At 71.8% G+C, this 26,128-nt stretch carries 23 protein-coding genes; 18 read left to right on the forward strand and 5 right to left on the reverse strand.

The genetic code is table 11. The annotated features are described in order from the left end of the window. Positions 1 to 14: 14 nt before the first annotated feature. Positions 15 to 1,019, reverse strand: a complete 1,005-nt coding sequence (locus AB0I49_RS31625) for a thymidylate synthase (protein WP_363230576.1) — start codon at positions 1,017 to 1,019, stop codon at positions 15 to 17. Between the two features lie 114 nt (positions 1,020 to 1,133). Further along, positions 1,134 to 2,081, reverse strand: coding sequence for a hypothetical protein (locus AB0I49_RS31630; RefSeq protein ID WP_363230577.1), 948 nt, complete (start codon positions 2,079 to 2,081; stop codon positions 1,134 to 1,136). Between the two features lie 1,143 nt (positions 2,082 to 3,224). Between AB0I49_RS31630 and AB0I49_RS31635 the strand changes: the two genes are divergently transcribed. The 14 genes from AB0I49_RS31635 to AB0I49_RS31700 all read left to right on the forward strand — a co-directional run bounded on the left by AB0I49_RS31635 (position 3,225) and on the right by AB0I49_RS31700 (position 19,287). Continuing rightward, on the forward strand, positions 3,225 to 4,415 hold the full coding sequence (locus AB0I49_RS31635) for a type III PLP-dependent enzyme (protein WP_363230578.1): 1,191 nt from the start codon (positions 3,225 to 3,227) through the stop codon (positions 4,413 to 4,415). 95 nt (positions 4,416 to 4,510) lie between these two features. Further along, complete coding sequence (locus tag AB0I49_RS31640; RefSeq protein ID WP_363230579.1) at positions 4,511 to 5,671, forward strand: hypothetical protein; 1,161 nt, start codon at positions 4,511 to 4,513, stop codon at positions 5,669 to 5,671. After that, complete coding sequence (locus tag AB0I49_RS31645) at positions 5,668 to 6,501, forward strand: hypothetical protein (protein ID WP_363230580.1); 834 nt, start codon at positions 5,668 to 5,670, stop codon at positions 6,499 to 6,501. Before AB0I49_RS31640 ends, AB0I49_RS31645 begins: the two co-directional genes overlap by 4 nt. A 21-nt stretch (positions 6,502 to 6,522) precedes the next feature. Next, positions 6,523 to 7,608: a Gfo/Idh/MocA family oxidoreductase gene (locus AB0I49_RS31650; protein ID WP_363230581.1), complete on the forward strand. Its 1,086-nt coding sequence runs from the start codon at positions 6,523 to 6,525 to the stop codon at positions 7,606 to 7,608. 232 nt (positions 7,609 to 7,840) lie between these two features. After that, positions 7,841 to 8,326 carry a hypothetical protein gene (locus AB0I49_RS31655; protein WP_363230582.1) on the forward strand — a complete coding sequence of 162 codons (486 nt, stop codon included), beginning with the start codon at positions 7,841 to 7,843 and terminating at the stop codon, positions 8,324 to 8,326. 61 nt (positions 8,327 to 8,387) lie between these two features. Next, a complete protein-coding gene (locus AB0I49_RS31660) occupies positions 8,388 to 10,523 on the forward strand; it encodes an iron-containing redox enzyme family protein (RefSeq protein WP_363230583.1) in 2,136 nt (711 codons plus the stop codon). A gap of 5 nt (positions 10,524 to 10,528) precedes the next feature. Next, the gene (locus AB0I49_RS31665; RefSeq protein ID WP_363230584.1) at positions 10,529 to 11,449 is read left to right on the forward strand and encodes an aminoglycoside phosphotransferase family protein; all 921 of its coding nucleotides are present in this window, start codon (positions 10,529 to 10,531) and stop codon (positions 11,447 to 11,449) included. 48 nt (positions 11,450 to 11,497) lie between these two features. Continuing rightward, positions 11,498 to 12,616: an o-succinylbenzoate synthase gene (menC, locus tag AB0I49_RS31670; RefSeq protein ID WP_363230585.1), complete on the forward strand. Its 1,119-nt coding sequence runs from the start codon at positions 11,498 to 11,500 to the stop codon at positions 12,614 to 12,616. Further along, positions 12,613 to 13,362: a hypothetical protein gene (locus tag AB0I49_RS31675; RefSeq protein WP_363230586.1), complete on the forward strand. Its 750-nt coding sequence runs from the start codon at positions 12,613 to 12,615 to the stop codon at positions 13,360 to 13,362. The genes menC and AB0I49_RS31675 overlap by 4 nt, the downstream gene beginning before the upstream one ends. Beyond that, the gene (locus AB0I49_RS31680; RefSeq protein ID WP_363230587.1) at positions 13,359 to 14,444 is read left to right on the forward strand and encodes a cupin-like domain-containing protein; all 1,086 of its coding nucleotides are present in this window, start codon (positions 13,359 to 13,361) and stop codon (positions 14,442 to 14,444) included. The genes AB0I49_RS31675 and AB0I49_RS31680 overlap by 4 nt, the downstream gene beginning before the upstream one ends. Further along, positions 14,441 to 15,877, forward strand: coding sequence for a dihydropyrimidinase (gene hydA / locus AB0I49_RS31685; protein WP_363230588.1), 1,437 nt, complete (start codon positions 14,441 to 14,443; stop codon positions 15,875 to 15,877). The genes AB0I49_RS31680 and hydA overlap by 4 nt, the downstream gene beginning before the upstream one ends. Then, positions 15,874 to 17,037: a hypothetical protein gene (locus AB0I49_RS31690; protein WP_363230589.1), complete on the forward strand. Its 1,164-nt coding sequence runs from the start codon at positions 15,874 to 15,876 to the stop codon at positions 17,035 to 17,037. The genes hydA and AB0I49_RS31690 overlap by 4 nt, the downstream gene beginning before the upstream one ends. Beyond that, positions 17,034 to 17,852, forward strand: coding sequence for an HAD family hydrolase (locus AB0I49_RS31695; protein ID WP_363230590.1), 819 nt, complete (start codon positions 17,034 to 17,036; stop codon positions 17,850 to 17,852). The genes AB0I49_RS31690 and AB0I49_RS31695 overlap by 4 nt, the downstream gene beginning before the upstream one ends. Before the next feature lie 115 nt (positions 17,853 to 17,967). After that, on the forward strand, positions 17,968 to 19,287 hold the full coding sequence (locus tag AB0I49_RS31700; protein ID WP_363230591.1) for an MFS transporter: 1,320 nt from the start codon (positions 17,968 to 17,970) through the stop codon (positions 19,285 to 19,287). A 343-nt stretch (positions 19,288 to 19,630) separates the two neighbouring features. Here the strand turns inward: AB0I49_RS31700 and AB0I49_RS31705 are convergent, their stop codons facing one another. Beyond that, the gene (locus AB0I49_RS31705) at positions 19,631 to 20,059 is read right to left on the reverse strand and encodes a hypothetical protein (RefSeq protein ID WP_363230592.1); all 429 of its coding nucleotides are present in this window, start codon (positions 20,057 to 20,059) and stop codon (positions 19,631 to 19,633) included. 93 nt (positions 20,060 to 20,152) lie between these two features. On the opposite strand from AB0I49_RS31705, the gene AB0I49_RS31710 reads away from it, so the two are divergent. Beyond that, entirely contained in the window at positions 20,153 to 21,523 is a 1,371-nt protein-coding gene (locus AB0I49_RS31710; RefSeq protein WP_363230593.1) for an acyl-CoA synthetase, read from the forward strand. Here AB0I49_RS31710 and AB0I49_RS31715 read toward each other — a convergent pair. Beyond that, the gene (locus AB0I49_RS31715) at positions 21,459 to 22,952 is read right to left on the reverse strand and encodes a cytosine permease (protein WP_363230654.1); all 1,494 of its coding nucleotides are present in this window, start codon (positions 22,950 to 22,952) and stop codon (positions 21,459 to 21,461) included. The two genes, AB0I49_RS31710 and AB0I49_RS31715, sit on opposite strands and share 65 nt — an antisense overlap. A gap of 69 nt (positions 22,953 to 23,021) precedes the next feature. Between AB0I49_RS31715 and AB0I49_RS31720 the strand changes: the two genes are divergently transcribed. Next, on the forward strand, positions 23,022 to 23,903 hold the full coding sequence (locus tag AB0I49_RS31720) for a MurR/RpiR family transcriptional regulator (protein ID WP_363230594.1): 882 nt from the start codon (positions 23,022 to 23,024) through the stop codon (positions 23,901 to 23,903). A 23-nt stretch (positions 23,904 to 23,926) separates the two neighbouring features. On the opposite strand, the gene AB0I49_RS31725 is transcribed toward AB0I49_RS31720, so the two are convergent. Further along, complete coding sequence (locus AB0I49_RS31725) at positions 23,927 to 25,255, reverse strand: esterase (protein ID WP_363230595.1); 1,329 nt, start codon at positions 25,253 to 25,255, stop codon at positions 23,927 to 23,929. Between the two features lie 201 nt (positions 25,256 to 25,456). Here AB0I49_RS31725 and AB0I49_RS31730 point away from each other — a divergent pair, with 201 nt between their 5' ends. Together AB0I49_RS31730 and AB0I49_RS31735 are read left to right on the forward strand one after the other, a co-directional pair. Continuing rightward, on the forward strand, positions 25,457 to 25,711 hold the full coding sequence (locus AB0I49_RS31730; protein ID WP_363230596.1) for a hypothetical protein: 255 nt from the start codon (positions 25,457 to 25,459) through the stop codon (positions 25,709 to 25,711). Then, positions 25,708 to 26,124: a PIN domain-containing protein gene (locus AB0I49_RS31735; protein WP_363230597.1), complete on the forward strand. Its 417-nt coding sequence runs from the start codon at positions 25,708 to 25,710 to the stop codon at positions 26,122 to 26,124. Before AB0I49_RS31730 ends, AB0I49_RS31735 begins: the two co-directional genes overlap by 4 nt. The last annotated feature ends 4 nt before the right edge of the window (positions 26,125 to 26,128 follow it).

Genomic DNA, 26,128 nt, shown 5'->3' on the forward strand with positions numbered 1-26,128 from the left:
TGCTGTCGCGGCGGCTACTCCGCCGGGGACAGCGGTTCGAGAACGCCCCAGCGGTTCTCCACGAGCCGGGCGTACAGCGGGCCGAGCACGTCGAGCAGTGCGCGGTCGACGGTGCCCGCGTGGCGCCACTGCGCGTGCAGGGCGAAGAGGACCACGACATCGGTCCAGTACTTCCCCAGGCCGAGACTGCTCACATCGCCCGCGCGAAGCGTCAGGCGCTGTGTCCGCAACGCGGCTTCCAGGGACAGGACTTCGCGGATGGCCGGCCAGTTGTCCCCGGCGGGCATCGCCGGGAAGGGCTCGGTGCTGAGCTGCTCCGTACGCGCGGCGAGGACCTTCTCGGCGTACGTCTCGTCGTGCTGGTACAGGTGGTAGGAGCCGACCGTGTGGGTGTACGTGCCCAGGCGGAGTCCGAGCTGCGTGGCCAGCACTTCCTGGAGGAAGGTGAACGAGAACACGTCGCTCACCGTGCCGCGGTAGGCGTCGTTTGCTCTCATGAAGGAGACGGCGTGCAAAGCCCCTTCACGGATCATGTACTGAAGACCCAAGGTGCAGGCCACATCGATGTTGCCCTCGATGAGGAGCTCCTCCGGGGCGAATATCTGCATCACGGCACGCTTGGAGTCGGGGTCCTGCTGAAGCGTCCGTACGATGCTGTCCCATTGGTTGAAGCCCGCTCCGCCGCAGTTGAACAGCCGGGGCCCGTAGGCGGTGCCGGCCAGCCTGCGGCCGTCCGCCGAGTACTTCTTCATGGACGGCGCGTAGAACGAGATGAAGTCCAGCGAGTTGCCGCCGGATAAGTACCACAGCGACTCGGCGAAGTTGAAGACCAGATTCGACTTCCGCTCGGGAATCCGTACGATCCGTTCCCGCGGGTTCGCGATCCGGTAGGTGACGCCGAGGATCTCCTGACTGTGGAACCCCCTCGGGGCATTGACGTACTCGGGTGATTCCCGTACCGCCATAAGATGGTCCAGATAGGCAGCTTCGAATGTGGGGTAGCTCGTACGAGTTTGCACCTGGGAAACTCCTCGTGAACAGTCGTGGACCAACGGCGCGACAGTCGGCGCCCGGCGTCCGGGGGCGTCGTCCGGTGGTCTCATGAATCCGTCAGGTCACCTCACGGCATTCCCTCACCCCAATTCCTCGGGCTCGTGCCAGCGGACCCGGTCGAGCCTTCCGGCCACCGCGAGCAGCAGCGCCTGGCGTATGAAGACCGCGCCGTCCGCCTGGCTGAAGTAGAGGTTGTGCGGGGTGTCGTCCAGGTCGGCGCCCAGCTCGCCCAGGCGCGCCAGCGGGTGCATCACCAGGGCGTGCGGCTTCAGGGGCGTGTCGCCGTCGATGCGGAACGCGGCGTCGAACACCTCGTACTCGGTGCCCACCAGGGTCAGCGAGTTCTGGTAGACGACATCGAAGCTGCCGACGTGTCGCCGCAGGTCGGAGGTGCACCGTACGGGCAGGAGCGCGTCGCGGAAAGCGTTGTCGAGCTCGGCGTCGAGCGGGCGCGGGTCCTCGGAGACCACGGTGACGTCCCGCAGGATGTGCGGGAAGTGGAGCGCCCCCATCAGCAGGAAGCTGCGCAGCGCCCGCATCCTGCGGGGCGTCCCGACGACTCCCAGCGATATCCGCTGCTCGGGCGGCGCGTCCGCGTCGTGCAGGTGCGCGCACCGCTTGAGGAGGGCGTACCAATCGGCCATGGCCTGCGTCGGATGCTCCTCGCAGCCGTTGCCGCCATTGATGAGAGGAACGGTCAGCCGGGTGTTCCGGATCTCGTCCAGCGCCGTATCGGAAGGGTGGCGGAGCACCACGATGTCGGCGTACGAGTTCAGCATGACTCCGGTGTCCGCGAGGCTCTCTCCTTTGCGGACGCTACTGACACGGCCGTCCGGCACGCTGAGCACGGCGGCGCCCAGCCGGTGTGCCGCGCTCTCGAAGGAGAGGCGCGTGCGCGTACTGGGTTCGAAGAACGCGGTGAGAACGACGACGTCCTCCAGCGCCCGGACTGCCCGGCAGCGGCCGGACTGCAAGTCCGACGCCAGCGCGAAGAGGGCGAGGAGCTGCGGTTGCGTCAGTTCGCGCACATGAAGGACGGATGCGCCCTCCAGTCCGTACAGCGGCAGGTAAACGCCACTGTGACGTGGGAAAACGGCCGACTCCGCAGTAAACGAGAAGTTGGCAGATCGCAGAGGATGGACCACGGAGATACCCCCGGATTACGCCGACCAGGCGCCGCAGAATTTCAACGAGACTGACCAATCCACGCACCCACGGCAATGAATGTGGGTCCTGATGCCTACTGACGCCAAAGGTGCTGGAGTCATGACGCGCAAGCATATGAATGCGTCACGAGGCCAGCAAGGCCCGCCGACGGTAACCCGCCAAAGAGGCGGCGGATTTTGCTCGCGGAAATGGTGGAGCGTGCTCCTCGTGGAGGCGTGGCGGGAGGTGCCGGACCCTCGCGCATGATCACCGAATTTCCGCTGCTCAGAACCGAGTTGACAGCGCTCGTGGCAGGCGCGCGGCGGCGCGGCGGCGCGCTGCGGGGACGCCGGCGGCGCAGCCGCTCGGGCCGAACTCATCGTGTCCGTAACGCGTGATGCACCGTGGCGCTCGTGGTGCGAATGTGCCGTGCGGTACGAGCAGTCGGCCGGGCGCTCGGCCGACTGCCGACGGGCGGCGGGGCGGGCGATTTGGTAGGGCCACGGCATCCGTAAGGCAGTCCGATTCAGCCACACGGGGAGTCGGCCTCCGGCGGCGCCGCGGGTACGCGTCCCGGACAGCCCGCTGCGGCGAGGGCGCTGACCTGTAAGGACCGCCCCCGATGCCAACTCTCCCTTCACTTGAAGGCGTTGGCATGGGCGGCGGCGCGACGGAAAAGCCGCCCGCGTCGCATGCTGCCGACGCGCCATGTGGATCATGGACTGTCGCGCCGGGCGGGGCTTCACAGGTGCAACTTAAGTGTCTCTAATCATGCTGTGGCACAGCCGTTAACCCATGTATGTTTTTGCCTCAGGAGGAGTCAACTCCATCGTCTCGGCGGTGATCGCCCCCTTTGGGGAAGCCGGTCGTGCCGTGACGGTCCTGGACGATCTTGCCACGGGTATTCCTGACGCAACGCCAGAGGGCGCGAAGTTCGCGCAAGGGGGGTGTACATCACGTCCGCGAGAGAATTTCCACTCCACCGTCGTGTATCGGACGGTCTTGACATCGAGACGCCGGCATATGTGTACGACCTGGGATCCGTGCGGCGTGCACACACACTTCTCGTGGATTCGCTGCCCCGGTCCGCGGAATTGTTCTACTCGCTCAAGGCGAGCCCGCACCCCACCGTGCTCCGGCAGATATGCGCGCTGGGCTCCGAGGCCGAGGTGAGCTCGCCCGGCGAACTGGACGCCGCCCTGCGGGCCGGTTTCTCCGCCGAGCGCGTCATCTACACCGGCCCCGGAAAACGGGACGCCGATGTCCTGCTCGCGGTGTCGAAGGGCGTGCGCCAGTTCTCGGTCGACTCCCCGCACGCGCTGGACCAACTGGACCGGGCGGGCCGGGCCCAGCGCGTCCGGCTCTCCGCCCTGCTGCGCGTCAACCCGCCCGAGCCGCCCGCGGGCGTCGGGCTGGCGATGACGGGCGGGCCCTCGCAATTCGGCGCCGACCTGTCCTGGATCCTGGCGGACCCCGCGCTGTTCCGCGGCCGAGAGCATGTGGACACCGCGGGGATCCACCTCTATATGGGAAGCAATCAGACGGACGAGTCGAGGCTGCTCGCCACTTTCGCGTACGGTCTCGACATCGTGGCGAAGGTCGAGGAGCGGCTCGGCCACCCCCTGACCATGGTGGACCTCGGGGGCGGTTTCGGAGCGCCCTATGCCGTGGAAGGCGATCTTCCGCAGTTTCCCTCGCTCAGGGAGGAAATGCACGCCCTGCTCGCGAAGCGCATTCCCCACTGGCGGGACGGCGAGCGCAGGCTGATCTTCGAGACGGGCCGCTATCTGACCGCCACCTGCGGCCGGCTGTTCACCAGGGTTCTCGACGTCAAGATCTCACAGGGGCGCCGGGTCGTCGTCCTCGACGCCGGCGTCAACCATCTCGGCGGCATGGCGGGGCTGGGCAAGGAAGCGCTGCTGGACCCCGAATTCGAGTTCACCGAGGAAGCCGGCGGGCGCACCCGCGCGGAAAGGGGCGACGACATCGTCAGCGGGCCGCTCTGCCATCCGCTCGACCTGTGGACCAGAACCGGGTCCCTGCCGGAACTGAAGGTCGGGGACCTCCTCGCCGTGCCGAACGTGGGTGCGTACGGCCTGCATTCCTCGCTGACGCATTTCCACTGCCACCCCATGCCCCTGGAAGTGGTGGTGGACGCGGGCCGCGAAGTCGACCGCAGCAGGCAGCTGATGAGCCGTGAATGGTGTGCTTCATGATGCGTGGCGCCAGCCAATGCCATATACAGCCGGATCCCGCCGCCTCCGGGACGACATTCGTCGACGTCCCCGGAGCCGGCACCTTCACCGTGATCATGCGTGATGACGCGTCGTACTGCGTGCGGCAGTTATACGACCTGCTCGCCCGCCGGAACCCGGTCCCGCCGGAAGTTCTCGTGCCCGCCCTGAAGCAGAGCTATTTCGACTTTCAGGAGGAGGTGCGCGAAGCCTTCCGGCGGATGTCCGGGACATCGGTCGACGTGGCTTTCCACCTGGTCGACGCGCACCGGCTGGAGCAAGCCGTACGGCTCCGCGGGCGGCGGGACCGGATCATCAGCCTCGACCCGCTGATCCACCGGGATGTCCACCGGCTGCGCGTCTCCCGCGGATTCCTGATCGGCGGCAGCGAACCCGTGGGGATCGTCGCCGGGCAGCGGCACCGCCCGATGCGGGAGCAACTGGGCGCGCTGGCCGCCGCCGGGCACAGCTACACGCTCGTCGACGACGACATCATCACCGGCAGCACGGTCTCCTGGGTGATCCGGTCGCTCCACGACGCGGGGGTGCGGGTGCGCCGCGTCGTCCCCGGTATCCGTGTGACGGACACCGACAGGAGCAGCATCCAGGGGGTCCCCGTGGAGCCGGTCCTCCAGTACCGGGCCGTGGCGACAGACGACCGGGCCGCCGATCGCCCGGCCGCGGGGACAGGCGACCGCGCGGCCGTGGAGACAGGCGACCGGGCGGCCGTGGGGACCGGCGACCGCCGGGGCGCGAGGGCCGCCCACCGCCCGGACGCGGGGGCCGCCGACGGCCCGGCCGTGGGGACGGACGTCCGGGCCGCCCACCGCCCGGCCATGGAAGTGGTCGACACGAGGAACTTCCTGCTGGGCGTGTCGGGGCTGGTCGTGCAGGCGCCCGACGGGGAATGGGCCCGAGCCCCGTACTGGCTCCCCTTCGTCAGCACCTCCGCCCGCTCGGGCATCTCGCCCGAGTCCGATGAGGACTTCGCGGTCTGCATGCTGGTGGCGAACACGAACTTCTTCAGCCGCGTCGGCCATCTGCTCGGCACCCCCGTCCGCATCCTGGACCTGCATCCGATGGTCCGCCGCCTGCTGAGTTCACTGGCGGTCGCCGCTCCCCAGGAGACGGTCGTCGCCGTGCTGGAACGGCTCATGGGTCAGATGGACGACTGGCTCGACCTCATGCACAAGTGGCGGATGTCCGGCCTCAGCACCTCCACGGGACCGCTGACATGAGCGGCGGCCCGGGCGACCGGATCGACACGGTGTTCCTCGACGTCAACGGCACTCTGGTGCCCTCCGTCCCGCGGAGCGGTGCGGCGGACCCCCGGACATCCGTCGCGTTCCGGGAGGGGGTGCGGGCGCTGCGGTCGGCCGGGGTCCGCGTCGGGCTGTGCTCGGATTCCCCGCTGGAGCAGCTCTGGGAATTCGGGCGCGCCATCGGGCTCGGCACGCCGCCGGATTTCCCCGTCATCGCGGAGAACGGGAACGTGGCGGCTGACGGCACCGTACGCGTCATGACGCCTTTCTCCCGCAGAACCGCGATCGCCGAGCGGATGGCGGAACTCGCCCGCCAGTCCGGGCTGCGCAGGGTCGCCGATGTCCTGGCCCCCGAATTCGGCGGCTCCGCGCCCGCCGCCCGCGAATGGGGTTTCGGAGCCAACCGCCGCGCCTCGCTGAGCCTCTTCGGGCCTGCCGACTTCATCGAGTCGGCGATTCGGCACCTCACGGAATGGGCTCTTCGCGACCGTTGGGAACTGTCCGTCGACATCAGTCCGGCGCGTACGTTCGCGGGGCTGCATCCCTACTCCCCGACGCGGCTCGGGAAACGCAGGGCCTTCGCCGAGCTGGCCGCGGCGGGCGAGCGGAACATGCTGATGGTCGGGGACTCGGCCGCCGACTGGATACCGGACGTGCCGGGCGTGCGCAGCGCGTTCGTCGCGCATTCCGATGTGCCGGCCGAGGCCGCGACAGGAGCGTGGCACTTCTCGGATCGCCCCGTACTCGCGGGTGTCATCGACATCCTCGGAAAAGTGACCGAGCTACAACTCGCCCAGCAGAGATAGTTGACGGAGAAAGGGATCCGCGTGCACCGAATACGAGTCGGCGTGCTGGGCTGCGGCATGATCTCCCAGCTGATGCATCTGCCGTATCTGACCGAATCGCGTGACCTCTTCGAGGTCGCGGCCGTCTGCGACCGCTCCCTGGATCTTGCGGAATCCGTGGCGAACCGCTTCCATATTCCCCGGGCCTACTCCTCGCTGGACGACATGCTGGCGGAAGAGGCCGACATTCACGCGGTCCTGGTCCTGAACGCCGACCACGTGGAGCCCATCCTGACGTCCGTAGGGCGCGGGAAGCACGTATTCACCGAGAAACCCCTGGGGTACACCCTCGCGGAGACCGAGGAAGTGGCCCGGGTCTCCGAGCGGTCGGGGATCACGGTGATGGTGGGCTATATGAAGCGCTTCGACAGCGGGGTGCGGCGCGGGCTCGCGGAAATCGCCGGGATCGCCCGCCCGCTGGCGGCGCGCGTCGACATCGTCGTGGGCCCGGACTACGGAAACTGGATCATTCCCGAGCTCACCGGAATCACGCGGTCGGAGAACCCGCGGCCCGTGGAGGACACACGCCGTGCCAGAGTCGAGAGGGAGCTGAAGAATTCACACGCCTACGCGCTCGACGCCTACATGGACATGTTCGGGGTCTGGAGCCACGACATCAATCTGTACCGTGCCGCCTTCCCCGAACACCCCGCTTCGATCAAGGCGCACACCTCCCGGGACGGGAAACTCCTGACCGCTTCCCTCCAGTACGCCGACGGATTCCAGTGCTCCTTCCTCGGCGCCTCCACCTCGGTGCGCCGATTCGAGGAGAGCCTCACGGTGTGGGGTGAGGACCGTACGGTACGGATCGATATATCCAACCCGTTCCTCCGCGACACACCGTCGGTCGTCAGGGTCTGGCGTGACGAGCCCGACCCCGCACCGGGGCAGGCGAGGGGAAACGCGGTGGAGGAAGTCATCACCGGAACGCACGAAGAAGCTTTCAAGGCGCAGCTGAAGCATTTCCATGAGTGCGTGACCACGGACAGCCGTCCTCTCACCGATGCGCGCGAAGCGGTGCTGGACACCCGTTTGATGATCGACATCGTGCGGGCCGCGGATCGATAACCCTTTGCGATCGCAGCTGAACCAGCTCTCCGCCACCGCGCGGGAACCGCGAGCACCGCACAGGAGCCGCGAGCACCGCACAGGAGCCGCGAGCACCGCACAGGAGCCGCGAGCACCGCACAGGAGCCGCGAGCACCGCACAGGAGCCGCGACAACCGCACAGGAACCAGGCCGGCGCACACCGGCAGCGCACCACCGGCAGCGCACCACCGACAACGGAGGCACTACCGACATGGGCACCAAGATCGAGACAGTCTTCGTCGCCGCGCCCTTCTGGGCCTACGTCGACAAGGAGACCGGCGAGTTCGACACCGAGGCGTTCGAGACGATCAACCGGATCCTCAAGCACTACGACGCCAAGGGCTGCGTCGTGCACAACGCCCACCGGCGGGAGAAGTGGGGCCAGGCGTTCCTGGAGCCCGAGCAGTTCACGGTGCTCGACTACGAGCAGATCTGCTCGTCCGACGTGATCGTCGCGGCGCCGGGGAGCCCGGCGTCGCCCGGCACGCACATCGAGGTCGGCTGGGCGTCGGCCAACAAGGTGCCGATGGTGCTGCTCCTCGAAGAGGGCAAGGAGTACGCCGGTCTCATCATGGGGCTCGACGCCTTCGCGCCGGTGAAGATCCTCAGGTTCACCGACCAGGTGGACCTCGACGCCCTCGACGCCGCGGTCGAGGACGTCATGGCGGAGGTCCGTACCGCCGGCGCGGTCGGGTGAGCGCCGCGCGCCCGCACCGTGACGCAGGACGTGACCTGATCACACACACAGAAGGTTTTCGATGGGATCACTGACCGGGCTGTACCGGGGGCTGGGCGTCAAGGAGCCCGCGCCCGACGAGCTGGCGCGCGCGGAGCGCTTCCTCGACGGACTGATCGAGGCGCCGCCGTTACCGGCCGGCGAACTGGACCGACTGGAGCGCGAACTCCGCGCGGACGAACCGGAGTTCGCGGACCTCGGCGCGGACGAGATCCGGGTGGTCGCCGCGGCCGCCGCCCGGCAGCTGGCCGTCCTCGCCGACCAGGACGGCGTCTGGCTGGCCCCGTTCGCCCGCGCGCCGTTCTGCCATCTGCCCACCGGCGCGCGGCTGGCCGAACTGAGCCACGCGTACCGCTTCGCGCCCGGCCGGCAGGGCCGGCTGCCGAAGGCGACCGGAGGACTGCTGCGCGAGCTGGGCAAGCCGAGCGGCGACGTGGGCAGCGACGCCTACCTGCGGTCCCTGCGGCTGGACGAGGCCGCGTACCTCCTGCCCGGCATCCTCCTCGCGCTCGCCAACTCGCCGTACCGCTATACGCCCGAGCTGCTGGCCGTCGTCGAACCGACCCTGACCGGCGCGCTGTACGCGATCCCGGACTGGATCTCCTCCTGCCTCGCGGCGGTCGCGGACGGAACCGAGGGCGTCGACTGGCCCGCGCCCGAGCGGCTGCGGCCGGCCGAGGTCGCGCCGGACGTCGCCGCGGCGCTGCGCGAGTTCACCGACTCCGGCCTCGCCCCGGACGGCGCCCGGCGCTTCGAGAGGTTCGCGCGGCTGCTGGACGACGCCGTCCGCCTGCACCGGGCCGAGTGGCGGCGGATCTGCCTCAACGCGCTGCGCGCGCCGGAGTCGGCCATGCGGGACCTCGTGGAGCGCAAGACGCCGTCCGCGCGCCACGCGCACGGCACGTCCGCGCTGCACGGCACCCCGCTGGACCAGTACTTCGACCGGTCTCCGGAGGGGAGCCAGGACCTCCTGGACGCGCTCGCCACGTCGAACTGGATCAAGGCCGGGGCGCCCGACCGGAGCCCGTTCCTCACGACGCTCACGCCGGTGCACGCGCCGATGGGCAAGATCTTCAGCGCCGAGGACATCGCCGTCATCCGGCGCTGGATCACCTGGCTCGCCGACCCCGTCGGCGACCGGGCGGTCCCCGCGCCGTCGCTGTCCGAGTCCTTGTCCGTGTCCTTGGTCGAGTCTCCGTCCGCGAGCGGCGGGCGGTCCGGGCCCGGCCGCTCGCAGGACGAGCCGGTCCCCGCCGTGTTCGACGGCCCGCAGACCCGGCAGCTGTTCCGCGACCTCGTCGTCGGGCACGACCGGGCCCGGACCGTACGCCGGGCCGCCGCCTTCGTCGCCTACTGGCTGGACGAGGCGCAGCGCATGGAGAAGCCGGTGTTCACCTGGGAACTCCCCGAGCGCTACGACGCCGAGGAGTTCCCGGAGTGGATGCACGCGACCTACCAGGCCATGGCGTCGGCCCCGGTCTCGCCGGTGACCGACGGCGGCCGGGCCCATCACGACCGCAGCTTCCACGGGGCGGCCGACAACCTGGTCGACGGCGCGTGGCTACAGGGGCTGACCCGGAGCGTCGCGCTGTCGGACACCGAGCGGCTGCTCTACGACATCTACTGGGACGAGATCGGCAACGGCAAGCCCGGCCACAGCCACGGCGTGCTGTACGAGGACCTGCTCGTGGGGCTCGGCCACCGGCTCCCCAAGTTCTGGACCAGGGAGTTCGTCGAGGACGTCGACTTCCTCGACGAGGGCTTCCACGCCCCGGTGCTCCGGCTGGCCGTCGCGGAGTTCCCGGCGAGCCGGCTGCCGGAGATCGTCGGCGTGAACATGGTCTGCGAGTTCCACGGCCTGGGCACCGCCGGCATCTCGAAGGCCGACGGACTGACCGGCCTCGGGTACGACACGAGCTTCACGCGGCTGCATATCGCCGACGACAACGTGGAGATGGGGCACTCGGCCAAATCCCGTGACGCGGTGGTGTTCCTCATGGCGGAGGCGGCGCGGCTCGGCGTCGCCGATCTCGTCTGGGAACGGGTCCGGCGGGGCGCTACGGCCATGCGCATGGCCTACGTTGTCCTGATGCAGGGGCGCCTCAAGATCGCTCCGACGCAGGTCCCGACCCGTCTTTCCCCAGCAAACAGCAGGTGATTTCCATGTCCACCGATACCGCGAGCACGATCCGGGACATCCTGGGAAGGGAGTGCCCGGACAGCCGGGTCACCTCGGTCCGCCCGCTCGACAAGGGCTACACGAGCAAGCAGTGGGTGGCCGACACCGATGACGGCCGGCTGCTGGTCAAGGTGCCGCAGCGGGAGCCGGACCCCGAGCATCTGCGGCGGCTCGTGGCCAACGCCAAGGTCGCGGCGGACCACGGCATCCCCGTGGTGCGGTATCGGCGGCTGGTGGAGCACGACCCGTCCATGGACGGCCCGTTGCTCATCCAGGAGTACGAGGAGGGCGACGCCGCGGGCGAGGTGTGGGAGTCCCTCGACCTCGGACAGCGGACGGCGCTGGTCGAGGACCTCGGCGACGTCATCGGGCGGCTGCACGCCATCAGGGGGCCCCACTTCGGGCCCGTGCTGGGCGGGCCCGTGGCGTCGACGCTGAAGGAGTCCGTCGAGGCCGAGGTGGAGGCGCTGATCCCGGGGGCCGAGCTCTCCCTGATCGGCGACGCCGACGCCCTCCGGTCCGCGATCGGCGCCGCCGTGGCGGGGCTGGACGACTCGGCGAACGTCCCGGCCCTCAACCACGGCGACCTGTGGCTGCCCAATTTCCTGGTGCGCGACGGCCGGATCAGCTGCGTCCTGGACTTCGAACACGCCACGTACGCGGACCGGTTCCGCGACTTCGGCAAGCTCGACGAGCACATCTTCGACGCGTTCGGAGAGGGCCGGGCGGCCTTCCTCGCGGCCTACGACGCGGCGTGCCCGATGCCCGGCGACTGGGAGCGGCGCATCGAGCTCGGGAATGCGCTGCACGCCCTGAACATGCACGTCTACTTCCGGCGCTGGAGCCCGCAGTGGGCGCCGCAGTACGCCGAACAGGCCAAGAAGTGGCTCGCGAGCCGTTCGTGAGCTGACCCGGTGAGGCCCCCTGGCGGGCCGGACAGCGGAAAGGAGCCCATGCAGATCGATTCCGCGCGGGTGTTCATGCTGCGCATGCCGTTGAAGGAGCCCTGGAAGACGTCGTTCGGGGCGCAGTCCGACATCGACACCGTGCTCGTCCGGCTCACCAGCGGGGAGACGACCGGGTGGGGCGAGGCGGCCCCGGGCACCTGGCCGCGGTTCTGCGGGGAGTGGGGAGAGCCGACGTTCACGCTGGTGCGCGACTACCTGCTCCCCCGCCTGGCCGGGGCCGCCGTCGACGACATCGACGCGCTGACCGGCCTCTTCGCGGAGATCCGGGGCAACACCTTCGCCAAGGCCGCCGTCGAGACGGCCTGGTGGGCGCTGCGCGGCGCCATCGAGGGGCGCCCGCTCAGCTCGTACGCCGGCGGGACGCGCGCGGCGGTGCCGGCCGGCGCGGACTTCGACATCCACGCCGACACCGGTGAACTGCTGGCGAAGATCGCGGACGCGGTCGGCTCCGGATGCCCGCGAGTCAAGTTGAAGATGGGCCGGGGGACGAAGATCAGCCAACTCCGCGAGGTGCGGCGCGCGTTCCCCGGCGCCACCCTCCACGTCGACTGCAACGCGACGTTCCGCCGGGACGACATCGACCGCCTCGCACTGCTGGACCCGCTCGGCCTGGCCATGATCGAACAGCCGCTGGCCGAGGACGACCTGCTCGGCCACGCCGAACTCCAGCGGCGGCTGGAGACCCCGGTCTGCCTCGACGAGTCCGTCCGCTCGCTCCACGACCTGGAGACCGCCCTGGAGCTCGGCAGCTGCGGATACGTCAACGTCAAACCCGGACGCGTGGGCGGTCTGCGCGCCGCCGCCGACATCGGGGAGCTCGCGGCCCGCTCCGGCGTCGGCGCGGTCGTCGGCAACATGCTCGAAAGCCCCGTCGGCGCGCAGGTCTGCCTCGCGCTCGCGTCGTGCGACTGGGCGACGTACCCGGCGGACCTCTTCGCCTCCGAGCGGTTCTTCCCGACGCCGCTCGCGGCGCACGACATCGCCTCCCCGCCCGGCGGGGAGTGGGAGTTCACCGTGACCACGACACCGGGAAACCCGGCCGTCCCGTACGACGACGTGCTGTCGCGATGGCTGATCGCCGACAGCGGAGAGGTGACAACGTGAGCGCTGCCGACACCGGCGCACAGGCGCCGACCACCTTCACCGACCAGTGCCGGGAGGCGACGGCGGCCGGCTGGGAGGCGTACGAGAACCACCCCTGGCTGACCGACCTGGAGCGGGGGAGGATGACCACCGGGCGGTTCCTGGCCTTCCAGGTCGACGACGCGCCGTTCATCCCCTACATCCACCGCACGCTGGCGCTCGGGCTGACGAAGTCGCCCACGGGCTCCGCGTGGTCGAGGACGACGGCGAACCTGCTCTCCGAGTACTTCGTCACCGAGGAGACCGGCTTCAAGCAGTCGCTGGTCGAGAGCCTGGGGCACACCGCGGTGCGCTTCGACGCGGGGGCGCTGACGCCGGCCCGCGAGGCGTACGCCAACCACATGCTCAAGACGGGGCTCGACGGCGGCATCGGCGAGATCGCCGCCGCCCTGTACCCGTGCGCGATGTTCACGCGGGTCGTCGGGGAGCGGTACAAGGGCGTCGACATCAAGGGCCCGCCCGCCTTCGGCGCCTGGGCCCAGTACTACGCGAACAAGGCGGGCAGCGCGATGGCCGAGGCCCACGCCGCGGTGATGGACGAGTGCGCGACCACCGCGGAGGCCCGCGAGAAGATGATGTTCGCCTACGCCCGGAGCCTCCAGCACCAGATCCGCGTCTTCGACGCCGCGTACGAGAGCCACCCCGGCTGGCCCGCGACGGGATGGGCCGCCGCGGACGCCTCCATCACCGCCGAGGCCGCCCTGTGACCGGCCGGGAGGCCGCGCGCGTGGACGTGCTGCCGGTGCGCGGCGGTACGGACGGACGGCCGATGCTCGGCGAGACGCCGCTGCTCATCACCGGGGTCGCCGCGCGGTGGGCGTGCTGCACGGACTGGGGCCTGGCCTCGCTCACCGAGCGGATGGGCGACGTCGAGGTCGCCCCCTTCGTGACCGGGGAGGCGGCGCGCAACACCGTGCTCAAGCAGGTCAACGCCACCAAGACGATGACCTTCGGCGACGCCCTCGCGCACCTCTTCGGGGAGCGGCGGATCGTCGACGGCTCGCTCTACCTCCGCATCGGGGCCGCCGAGCGCGGATACGAGGAGCTGGCACGGGACTTCACGGTCCCCGACGTCGGCGCCGCGTACCGGCCCGAGGCGACCGGGGTCTGGTTCAGCCAGGCGGGGAACGTGACACCCGGACACCACGACTGGTGGCACAGCTTCCTGATCCAGGTACGGGGCGCCAAGCGCTACACCCTGGTCCACCCGCTCGACACCGTGAACCTCCAGTCGGCGTGGCAGGACGACGAGCGCTACGACCTGGCGCCCGCGCCGGGGCTCAGCCTCGCGGCCCAGCCCGACTGGTCCGGCGAAGTGCGCTACGAGGGGGTCCTGTCCGCGGGCGAGATCCTCTACATCCCGCCGTTCTGGGTCCACGAGGTCGAGACCCTGACCGACGGCAACATCTCCATCCCGATGCGCTTCTCGACCACCCAGTCGGTCTCCTCGGACCTGCACCAGCTCAGCCAGAACGGCCTGCTGCGCGACGTCACGAACCGCCCGACCCGCGACGTCGGCGCGATCACCGAGCTGCTGCGGCGCAACCGCGAGGACTTCCTCGCGCGCGAGCGGGCCTTCGTCCGCGTGCTCGCCGAGGCGCGGGACATCGATATCGATATCGACCTTGCCGCGGATCTTGCTGCGGACCTCGATACGGACCTTGCTAAGGACCTTGATACGGACCTTGATACGGGCATCGATACGGGCATCGATACGGACCTTGATACGGGCAGCGGCGCCGACCGGCGACCGGCGGACCCGCGATACGACGGAGGCGCGACCCGATGACGACACTGGCCATCCGCGGCGGCACCGTCCTGACCGCGTCCGGAGCGCACACCGTGGACCTGGTGGTCCGCGACGGCCGCATCGACGCGTGGCGCGCGCCGGGAACGGCGACCGACGCCGACGAGGTCATCGACGCCACGGACCTGCACGTGGCGCCGGGCTTCGTCGACGTGCACACCCATCTGGAGACCGTGGTCGCCGGCGTCTCGACCGCGGACGACTTCGCCTCGGGCACCAGGGCGGCGGCGTTCGGCGGCACCACCTCGGTCGTCGACTTCGTCCGCCAAGGACCCGGTGAGGACCTCCTCGACCGGCTCGCCGACGCGAGCGAGCGGGCCCGCGGGCGGTGCGCGGTCGACTACGGCTTCCACCAGATCGTCGGCGACGTCGACGAGACGTCCCTCGGACAGTTTCCGCAGCTCGTGGCGGCCGGCGTGCCGAGCGTCAAGCTGTTCATGGCGTTCCCCGGCGACCTCTACAGCGACGACAGCCGGCTCCTGGCCGCTATGGAACGCGCCGCGGAACTCGGCGTCACGGTGATGGTCCACGCGGAGAACGGCCTGGCCATGGAGTTCCTGCGGGAACGGGCCAGGGAACGCGGCCACCTGTCCCTGCCGTGGCACGCCAGGACCGCCACGCCGGCCATCGAGGGCGAGGCCACCCGCCGCGCCATCTTCCTCGCCGAGCTGGCCGGGATGCCCACGCTCTACTTCGTCCACGTCTCCTCCGCCGAGGCGCTGGACGCGATAGCCGACGCCCGCAGGCGCGGGCTCCCCGTCTTCGCCGAAACCTGCCCGCACTACCTCTACCTGGACGTCGCGGAGCTCGACCGGCCGTGGGAGGAAGGCGCCGACTTCGTGTGCGCGCCGCCGCTGCGCACCGAGGAGCACCGCGAGCGGCTGTGGTGGGCGCTGGCGGCGGGCGACCTGTCCGTGGTGTCGTCCGACCACTGCCCGTTCTGCCGGTCCACCCTCTTCCCGGCCGATCAGCGCGACTTCACGAAGCTGCCCGGCGGCATCGCGGGCATCGAGTACCGGGCGCCCCTGCTCTACGACGCCGCGCTCCGCGGGAAGATCCCGCTGTCCCGGTTCGTCGACGTGACCGCCACGACCCCCGCGCGGCTGTTCGGCATGGACCCCGACAAGGGGTCGCTCGCGCCGGGGGCGCACGCCGACATCACCCTCCTCGACCCGAACGGCGTGACGCGCACCGGCCCGTCCGACCACCACATGCGGGTCGACCACTCGGCGTTCGAGAGCCTGGCCCTGCGGGGGAGCGTGCACGCCGTCCTCCTGCGGGGGGAGCCGCTGGTCCGCAAGGGGCAGTGGGTGGGGCCCGAGGGCCACGGCCGGTTCGTGCACCGGCGGCAGGGCACGGAGCTCTACGACCGGCGCGCGCTGCCGGGCCGGGGCGACGGCGCGGTGAGCGCGTGAGCACCGTCGTCGCCCTGACCCCGGAGCTGGCCGACAGCTCGCTCGACGCCGTCCACGGCATGCTCAAGGAGCGCGGTCTGACGGTCTCCACCGACACCGGGCTCTTCGCCGTCACGGACGCCGTACCGGCCGAGGAGGTCCTCACCACGCTCGTCCACCGGATGCGGGACCACGACGCCCTCGTGGTGCCGCTCCCCGACCCGTGGCGCTGGTCGGCCGTGCTCGACAAGCTCCTCGGCCCCGACTTCCGGCTGCTGGCCCGCGCGGACGGGCCGTCCGGACAGGGCCTGATGTTCGGCCTGGCCGACTACGTGGTCGCCCCGGAGGGCGACGGCCGGCCGGGGCTGGACGGCGCGGCGGCGACCCTGGCCGGCGGCCCGGACCTGCGGCCGAACCGGTACGAGCACGCGATGTTCCTCGCGGAGGCCCAGGCGGGCCGGTCCGCGGGGATGCGCGGCAGCGTCGGCTGCGCCCTCCTCGACGAGGTGGGCGACGTCATCGCGCTGGGCACCAACGAGGTGCCGCGCGCGGGCGGCGGCCAGTACTGGGCCGATTCCCCCGACGACGCCCGCGACCTGCTGGGCGGCGTCGACCCGGCGCACGAGGCGAAGGTGGCGCTGGTCCGCGCGGTGCTCCAGTTCGCCGAGGAGGACCGGGGCGGGAGCCTCGGCGACCTCCGGGCGCTGGCCGCGCGGTTCGTCGCCGACCTCGACAGCGGGCCGGGCCACGACGGCGTCGCGCGGGCGCTGGAGAGCCTCGGCCGGGTGGTCCACGCCGAGCTGGCGGCCCTGGCCTCGGCCGCCCGGCACGGCGCCGACGTCGTGGGCGCGGAGGCCGTGGTCACCCGGCCGCCGTGCCGGCAGTGCCTGCGCCAGCTCATCGTCACCGGGGTCTCGAAGGTCCGCTTCCTCGGGCCCGCCGACTCCGCGCGCTACCCCTTCCACGCGGACGCCCTCACCCTCGACGGCGCCGCGCCGGACAAGGTGCGGGTCGCCCCGTTCAGCGGGGTCACGCCGCGCGGCTACGGCAAGGTGTTCGGGCGGCGGCCCGGCCAGTCCGCGCCCCTCGCGGCGGCGCTCGCGAAGGCCGTGGACGACGCCGGGGACCCGTCCGCCGTCCCGCTGGCCAGGCTCATGCGCGTACTCCTGGAGCCGGCGTGAGGTGGCGCCCGCGCCTGGTGGCGCTCGACATCGACGGCACCCTCCCGGCCTGGACCGAGGGGGAGGAAGCGGCGCCCGAACCGGCCGGCAGCAAGATCCTCAAGGCGCTGCGGGCCGCCCTGGACGCGGGCGCCGAGGTCGTGCTCTGCTCCGGCCGCTCCCCGCTGGGCATGACCCGCGTCGCCGACCGCCTCGGCCTGTACGGGCAGCGCGGCGACCGGCTGTGGATGGTGGCGAGCAACGGCGCGGTGCTGTGCCGCTACGCGCCGCTGGAGACCGTGCGCCAGGAGACGTTCGACCCGGCGCCGGCGGTGCGGGCCTTCCTCGCCCGGCGGCCGTCGGCCCTGGTCGCGGTCGAGTACGAGAGCGGCTACCGCGTCACCGCGCCGTTCCCCGCGGGCGAACTGCCCGGCGAGACGGTCCTGGCCCCGCTCGCCGACCTGCTCGCCCGCCCGGCCGGCCGGGTGATAGTCCGCGACCCGGCGGCGACCCCCGAGGAGTTCGCGCGGCTGGCGGGCGAGGTCGATCTGAGGGGCACGGCCCACACCGTCGGCTGGTCGGCCTGGCTGGACCTGACGCCGCTCGACGTCTCGAAGGCGTCGGGGCTGCGCCAGGTCCGCGCCGGACTCGGGCTGGCCGACGCCGACGTGCTCGCCATCGGCGACGGGTGCAACGACATCGAGATGCTGCGCGAGGCCGGCCGCGGCGTCGCGGTCGCGCAGGCGCCCCAGGACGTCCGTGACGCGGCCGACGCGGTCACCGCGGCGGCGGAGGACGACGGCGTGGCGCTCGAACTGGAGCGATGGTTCGGTTGACCGGCGCGGCCGGAACGCCGGGAATCCGTAGGGGAGAACGGGAAGGAAAGGGCACGGGACGCCGACGCCCGCGACACGTACGGCGAAGGTCTCACACAGGCGGGGCGGAGCGAGGGTGGTGCATCGCGTGGCACGGGCGGCGAGGGACTACGGCACGGGACGGAGCGGCCCGAGGAGATGGCCGCTCCTGGCGGCGGTGGGCATCGACTCGCTCGGCACGGGCCTGTACCTCCCGCTGTCGCTGCTGTACTTCCTCCGGGTCACCGACCTGGACCTGGGGACCGTCGGCGTGCTCGTCAGCGTGGCCAGCGCGGCGGCCCTGCCGGTGCCGCTGGCCATCGGGCGGCTGGTCGACCGGATCGGGCCGCGGCTGGTGGTCGCCGGCGGGCAGGCGCTGCAAGGGCTCGGCTTCCTGCTCTATCTGACGGTCTCCGGAGCGAGTTCGCTGGTGGTCGCCGTCCTGGTGATGAAGGCCGGCACACGGGTCTACTGGTCCTCGGTCTTCACCCTCATCGCCGACCAGGCGGACGCCGAGGGGACGTCCGCCAAAGGCGTGGACGCCAAGGAGTACTGGTTCGCGCGCACCGGAATGCTCCGCGAGACGGGCGCCGGCGGCGGGGCGCTGATCGCGGGCGCGCTGCTCGCCGCCGACTCCTCGCGCGTCTACGACGGGCTGATCCTCGGCAGCGCGCTGGCGTTCCTGGCGGCGGCCCTGACGGTCGTCTTCGCGGTGCCGACCACCTCGCACGCCCAGCAGCCGGCGGCGGGGGAGGACCGCTCCGGCCGCTCCGGCCTCCCCGCGCTGCTGCGGGACCGGCCCTACCTCGCGCTGATCGGGACGTGCACGATCTTCTCCCTGTGCAGCAACTTCCTGGCCCTCTCGCTGCCCGCCTACGTCGTCGAGGGCCTGCACGGGCCGGGCTGGGCGCCGGGCGCCCTGCTGGCCCTGAACACCGCGCTGCTGGCCACCTGCACCGCCGCGGTCAGCCGCTTCGTCCGCCGCCGCTGCACCCGCGCCCGCGCCATGGCGTGGGCCGGCGGGCTGTGGGTGGTGTGGTGCGCCGCGACCGCGACGGCCGCCCTGCTGCCGTCCGCGGCGCTGGTGCCGTTCCTGGTGGTCGTGGTGGTGTGCTTCTCCGCCGCGGAGATGACCTACGGGCCCGTGTCGAACGCGCTCGCCGCGGCAGCGGCGCCGGCCGGTTCGCGGGGCACCTACCTCGCGGCGTTCCAGTACGCCTTCGCCGGCGCGAGCGTCATCGCGCCCAGCCTGTTCGGCCTGCTCTTCAGCCAGAACCGGCTGCTTCCCTGGCTCACCGTGGGCCTCCTCGCCGGGCTGGGCTCGGTGCTGATGCTGCGCCTGGAGCGCCGGCTGCCGCAGGAGGAGGGCCGGGCGCCGGAGCGCAAGGGCAGCGCCCAGGACGTCGCCGTGGAGTGAACAGGCCGACAGGGGACGCTTGTTTCGCGTAAACGGTACGTATGAGTCACGCGCCCGCAGCACGCATTTAACACGGGACCGGCATATTGAGGGGTGTCGGCGAGGACGTCCGTTCGAACCGACACCCGTGTGGCGTCAAGGACCTCCGGAGCGGCTCCCGGACCTCCGCGGACGCCCGGGGCGCGAGCGCCGGTCCTCACCCGGTTCCGCGTCCCTCGCGGGGACCGCCGTCGTCCCGCCCCCGGCTCCGGCCGGGGTGCGGCGGTCCCCGCGCCACTCCCCGGCCGTTCTTCCCCCGTGGCCGCGCCCGCGGGCGCGGGCCGTCCGTCCCCCGCGGCCGGCTCTACGACCAGTCGTCGTCCCCCTTGCGGGTCCGCTGCCGGAACCAGGGCACGTACCCCGCCGCGTTGACGACGTTGACGCCGACGATGCCGACCCAGGTCACGAGCAGCCCCGCGAGGCCCGCGTTGACCGCGCCGATCGCGGACAGCGGGATGGCGAGCACCAGCGAGACGGCGGCGAAGCCGAACCGCTCGCCGAAGCCGTCCACGCCGGGGCCGGCGCCCGGCCGCTGCTGCGGTCCCCGGGCCGTCGACATCTGCTGCTCGGCGAGGCGGCGTCGCACCCGCTTGTCGAGCGTTCCGTCGAGCTTCTGCTCGACCTTCTCCAGGAACGAGTCGACCAGCTCCGACTCGTACTCCACGCCCAGTTCCTTGCGGGTCTGCAAGGTGGCGTCGAGCTCCTTCTTCAACTCTGGGTCGCGGGCCGTCATAACGGCAACGATACGGTCGGCGAAGCCCCGTGAAAGTGGGGCTAACCCCCGTATTCGCGGTGGGGCCGACCCGGCCCCGTGGAAGGAGCAGCCGTGCACGACTCCGCCTCCCTGCTGACCTCTCTGACGGACCCCGACGCCCCCGACCGCCCCGACGCGCTGACCGTCGCGGGCCGCCCCTGCTCCCGCGCGGAGTTGCTGGACGCGGGCGGCGCGGTGGCGGCCCGTATCGCGGGCGCGAAATCCGTGGCCGTACGGGCCGACGCCACGCTGGAGACGGTGGCCGCCGTGGTCGGCGGCCTGCTGGCCGGGGTGCCCGTGGTGCCGCTGCCGCCGGACTCGGGGCCCGCCGAGCGGGACCACATCCTGCGCGACTCGGGCGCGGAGATCGTGCTCGGGGCGGGCGAGGAGCTGACCGTGGACATGGGCGAGCGCGCCGGGTTCCGGGTCGCGCGGCCGTCCGCGGAGGCGGCGGCGTTCATCCTCTACACCTCGGGCACCACCGGCGCGCCCAAGGGCGCGCTCATCGGGCGCCGCGCCGTCGCCGCCGGGCTCGACGGCCTCGCGGACGCCTGGCAGTGGAGCGCCGAGGACACGCTCGTCCACGGACTGCCGCTGTTCCATGTGCACGGGCTGGTCCTCGGCGTGCTCGGGGCACTGCGCACCGGCTGCCGCCTCGTCCACACGGGCCGCCCGACCCCGCAGGCGTACGCGGCGGCGGGCGGCAGCCTGTACTTCGGGGTGCCCACGGTCTGGGGCCGGGTGGCCCGCGACCACGACGCCGCGCGCGCCCTGGCCGGGGCCCGGCTGCTGGTGTCGGGCAGCGCGGCGCTGCCCGCCCCCGTCTTCCGCGACCTCGAAGCGCTCACCGGGCAGCGGCCCGTGGAGCGGTACGGCATGACCGAGACGCTGATCACCGTGGCCGCCCGCGCCGACGGCGAGCGGCGGCCCGGCTTTGTGGGGACGCCGATCGCGGGCGTGCGCACCCGGATCGCCGCCGAGCCGGGCGCGGAGATCGGCGAGCTGGAGATCAGCGGCCCCACCCTCTTCGACGGCTATCTCGGCCGCCCCGAGTCCACGGCCGCCGCCTTCACGGCCGACGGCTGGTTCCGTACGGGCGACATCGCGGCCATCGAGGCGGACGGCGCGCACCGCATCGTCGGCCGCGCCTCCACCGACCTGATCAAGTCGGGCGGCTACCGGATCGGCGCGGGCGAGGTGGAGAACGCGCTGCTCGACCATCCGGCGGTGCGCGAGGCGGCCGTCGTCGGCGTCCCGCACGAGGACCTCGGGCAGGAGATCGTCGCCTATGTGGTGGCCGACGGGGTCGGCGACGGCGAGCTGATCGACTTCGTCGCCGGGCGGCTCTCGGCGCACAAGCGGCCGCGCCGGGTCCGCTTCATCGAGGAGCTGCCGAGGAACGCGATGGGGAAGCCGCAGAAGAAGCTGCTGCCGCCGGCGTAGGCCCTTCCTCCGGTGCGGCGCCGTCGGCCGCCGCACCGCCGCGCGCGAGCAGCCAGTACAGGGCGGCCGGCACGACCAGCCCCACGATCCAGGAGATGTCCGCGCCGCCCAGCGGACCGACCAGCGGCCCCGTGTAGAACGACGTCGCCAGGAACGGGAACTGGGCCAGCACCCCCACCCCGTACGCGATCAGGGCCGGCGCGCGCCACGCGCCGTACCGCCCGGCGGGGTCGCTGAGCGCCGCGATGTCGTAGCGCTCCTTGGAGATCAGATAGAAGTCGACCAGGTTGACGGCGCTCCACGGCGTGAAGAAGGTCAGCAGGAAGAGCAGGAAGTCCTTGAAGGAGGACAGGAAGCTGTCCTTGCCGAGCAGCGCGACCGCCGTGCCCGCGACCATGATCCCGGCGATGTACGCGGCGCGGGCGCGCGGCGTGATCGTCCGCTGCTCCCGGAAGCCGCCGATGCTGGTCACCATGGACATGAAGCCGCCGTAGGTGTTGAGCACGTTGATGGTCAGCTTGCCGAACGCGATGACGAAGTACAGGGCCGAGGTGATCAGCGCCGCGTCCCCGCCCAGGCCCACGATGTAGGTGACCTCGTGCCCGACGAACGCGCCGCCCGCGGCGGCCGCCGCCAGCGCCCCGAAGGTCATCGACCACTGCGCCCCGAGCACGGAGCCGCCCAGCGTCCACCAGAACGTGGCCCGGCCGGAGGTGGAGCGCGGCAGATAGCGGGAGTAGTCGGCGACGTACGGGCCGAACGCGAGCTGCCAGGAGGCGGCCAGGGAGACCGCGAGCAGGAAGACGGGCAGTCCGAAGGAGCGATCGTGCAGCAGCGCGCCGAGGTCGGCGCGGTGGAGCAGGCGCGCGCCGAGGTAGAGGAAGGCGACGGCGCAGACGACGGAGGCGACGCGGCCGAGCGCGTGGATGAGGCGGTAGCCGACGGCTGCCGTGACGCCGGTGACCAGTGCGAAGATCACGATGCCCGCTGTGTCGCCGAGGTGCGTCAGCTCGCCGACCGCCTGGCCGGCGAGGACCGTGCCGCTGGCGAAGAAGCCGATGTACATGAGGATGACCAGGAGCAGCGGCACGACGGCGCCGCGCACGCCGAACTGGGCACGGGAGGAGATCATTTGGGGCAGCCCGAGCTTGGGCCCCTGCGCGGAGTGCAGCGCCATGACGGCGCCGCCGAGCAGGTTGCCGAGCAGCAGCCCGACCAGCGCCCAGAGCGCGGTCGCGCCGAAGACGACGGCGAGCGCGCCGGTGACGACGGCGGTGATCTGGAGGTTGGCGCCGAGCCAGAGCGTGAACTGGCTGAAGGCGGTGCCATGGCGTTCGTCGTCCGGGACGACGTCGATGGAGCGGCGTTCGATGGCCAATATCCCGTGCCTCCCTATGGCGGTGCGTTCGGGCGGGGCCCGGGGCTGCATATAGTCATGCACAGTCATAGGTGAGTGAATAGAAGTCAATAGTCCGGCGGGAAACGCCAGGAGGACAGCATGCAGGGCAATGGCGGGAGCGCCACCGAAAACGGCAGCTCAGAAGGGGTTTCCGGGGCCGCCGCGCGGCTCCAGAAGCTCTTCGAGGGACACCGGCTGACCCCCACCCAGCGGCGCATCGCGCACTGCATGGTGCGGCAGGCCGGCGACGCGCCGTTCTACTCCAGCGTCGAACTCGCCGAACTGGCCGGCGTCAGCCAGCCCTCCGTCACCCGCTTCGCCGTCGCGCTCGGCTTCGACGGCTACCCGGCGCTGCGCCGGCACCTGCGCGAGGTCGCCCCCGCCGGGCGGCTCGCGGGCGAGGGCTCGTACAACGAATACCAGCAGGCCGTGCACGCCGAGATCGACAACCTGCGCCACCTCGCGGCGCTCCTCGCCGACCCGGAGCCCGTCGCCGAGGCCGGCCGGCTCCTCGCCCACTCGCGCCCGCTGCCGGTCCTCGGGCTGCGCGCCGCCTCCGCCCAGGCCGCCGGATTCACCTACTTCGCCCGGAAGGTCCACCCGGACGTACGGCTCCTGGACGAGGGCGGCACGATGCTCGCGGACCGCGTGGACGCGGCCGTACGGGCGGGCGGCACCGCCCTCCTCTGCTTCGCGCTGCCGCGCCACCCGCGCGAGGTCGTCGAGGCGCTGGAGTACGCGCGCGGCGCCGGGCTGCGGGTGGTCACCGTCGCCGACAGCGCCTTCGCGCCCGTGGTGCACCACAGCGACCTCCTGCTGCCCGCGGCCGTGGGCACCGGCCTGGCCTTCGACACGGCCTGCGCGCCGATGCTGCTGGGGCGGGTGCTACTGGAGGCGATGTGCGACGAACTGCCGGACGCGCAGGCCAGGTTGGAGGAGTTCGACGCCAAGGCGACGGAGCGGGGGCTGTTCGCCGAATAGCGGTTCCGGCTAAGCGGTTCCGGCTATTCGGCGCGGACCATCTCGGGGAAACGCTTCGAGCCCTTCTCCAGCAGGTGGTCGTCCTGTCCCCGCAGCCAGCGGTCGAAGAAGGAGACCGTGTACGCGCGTACGGCCGCGACCGCCCGCTCGGGCCGCACGGTCCCGACGTTCCTCGTGAGGACGTCCACCGGGACCGCTCCCTGGCGGGCGAGCTGCGGGAGGAGGGCGGCGGCGTCGGTGTACGAGCCGTGCGCCCCACCCGTCATCGTGAGGTTCGCGCGCCAGCCGCGGGTGTTCTTCCAGAACGCGTTCCAGGAGGGCTGCCGACGGTAGTCCCCGGAACCTTCGGCGTCGGTGCCCATCAGCAGGAACGGCCGGTCCAGCCCGTCCCGCGCCACCGAACTCAGCTCGCTGCCCTGCCCCTTGGCGTCCGGGAAGTCCATCTGGCCGTCCATGTTGATCCCGGCCTTGATGCGCCGGTCGTCGTGCATGGCCTGGGCGGCGGTGAAGCCGCCGGCGGACTGGCCGGCCATGCCGACGCGGCGCAGGTCGAGGGAGCGGGCGAGGCCGCGGGGCAGCCCGCGCTCGTGGCGCAGCCCGCCGAGCCGGTCGAGGACGAAGCGGGTGTCGGCGACGCGGGTCTTCATGGACGTGCGCAGCACCTTGCCGACGTCGAGACCGGGCTGCGTGAGCAGGCCCGGGAAGACGGAGGGGACGAGCCGCCCGCCGGGAAACTCGACCTCGGACGCCTCGTAGGTGTGGTCCACGGTCACGACGACGTAGCCGCGGGAGGCCAGCTCCTCCACGAGAGCGGTGTTCCAGGTCCGCGGATCGCCGAGCCCCGCCGAGTACAGGACGACGGGCCGCTTGCCGCCGCGCGCGACGGGCGCGCCCTCGACGGCGTGGGTGCGGGTGGCGGCCCAGTCCGCCGTGCCGACGGGCAGGCCGTGGTTGAAGGAGGCGGCGCCGCCGGCGGACCCGAAGTGCGCCGCCGCGCCCGGCCGCATATAGGGGGCGGTCCGCTTGCCGCCGCCCTCGGCGGGATACCAGAAGCTGACCATCAGCTCCCGCCGCTGCGCGGGCTTCCAAGGGTCGGCCCGGCCGTGGTCGGTCAGCCGCAGGGAACTGGTCCCGATCCCGTACGGGCCGGTGGGCGCGGGCAGCTCGGCGCGCGCCGCCACCCGCTGAGCCCCCGCGGCCGGGGAGCTCACGCCCCGCGCGTGGACCGGCGCCGCCGCCCCGGCCGCCCCCGCCGATCCCAGCACCCCCACCGCCGCCAGCGCGGCGACCCCCGCCATGACGCGGCGGCGACTCGGCCGCCGAGTGTTCTGCCTGCTCTCGTACGCCGACATGGCGCTCTCCTCCCGTATCCCGCCGAGGGACCGGCGGTTCAGTGAGGCCGACGCTATGGCGGGGAGGGCACCCGGGGCGTCATACGACGGAGCCAAAGGGGCGGTGATACCGGGGTATGACATGGGGGGGGGCGGGCACGTTCGGGTGAGCGCGGCGCAGGAGCCCGGACCCGGCCCGCCCGGCCGCGTAGGCTCGCAGTCATGACGGCCGCGGAGGACTACGAGCGCTTGCGCCACCTGCTGGACCGGCTCCCCCCGGACCGCGCGTCCCGCGCGCTGGCCCTGCTGAGGTCCGACCCCGACCTCGCCCCGTACGTCGACGAGGACGACACCATGCCGCCGGCCATCGAACGCCCTGGATTCGCGGCATTCGTCGGCATGGGCCGCTCAGGCCACTCCGACACGGCGCGCAGGCACCGCGAGCTGATCCAGGAGTGGAGCGACGAGGACCGGTGAGAGAACACCTCCTGGACACCGGTGTCCTCTACGCGATCGCCGATGAAGGCGACGACGACCACCACAGGTGCGTCAGCCATGTGAGCGCGCTGCGTGGCCGCCTGCTGGTACCGGCGCCGGTAGTGGCGGAGACCGGGTGGCTCATCGAGCGCCGGCTGGGCCCCGACGACGAAGCGGTCTTCATCGACCTCTTCGCCGTCGGCACGCTCGAAGTCGTGGACCTGGTGAGCGCGGACTACGTCCGCATCGCCGAACTGCTCCGGAAGTACGCGGACTTCCCCCTGGGCACGGTCGACGCGGCCGTCGTCGCCGTCGCCGAGCGGCTGAGGCTGACCGAGGTCGCCACCATCGACCGTCGCCACTTCTCCGCCGTGCGCCCCAAGCACGTAACGGCGTTCACCCTCCTGCCGTAGCCGG

It is taken from the genome of Streptomyces sp. NPDC050617, from assembly GCF_040654795.1.
GTDB lineage: Bacteria > Actinomycetota > Actinomycetes > Streptomycetales > Streptomycetaceae > Streptomyces.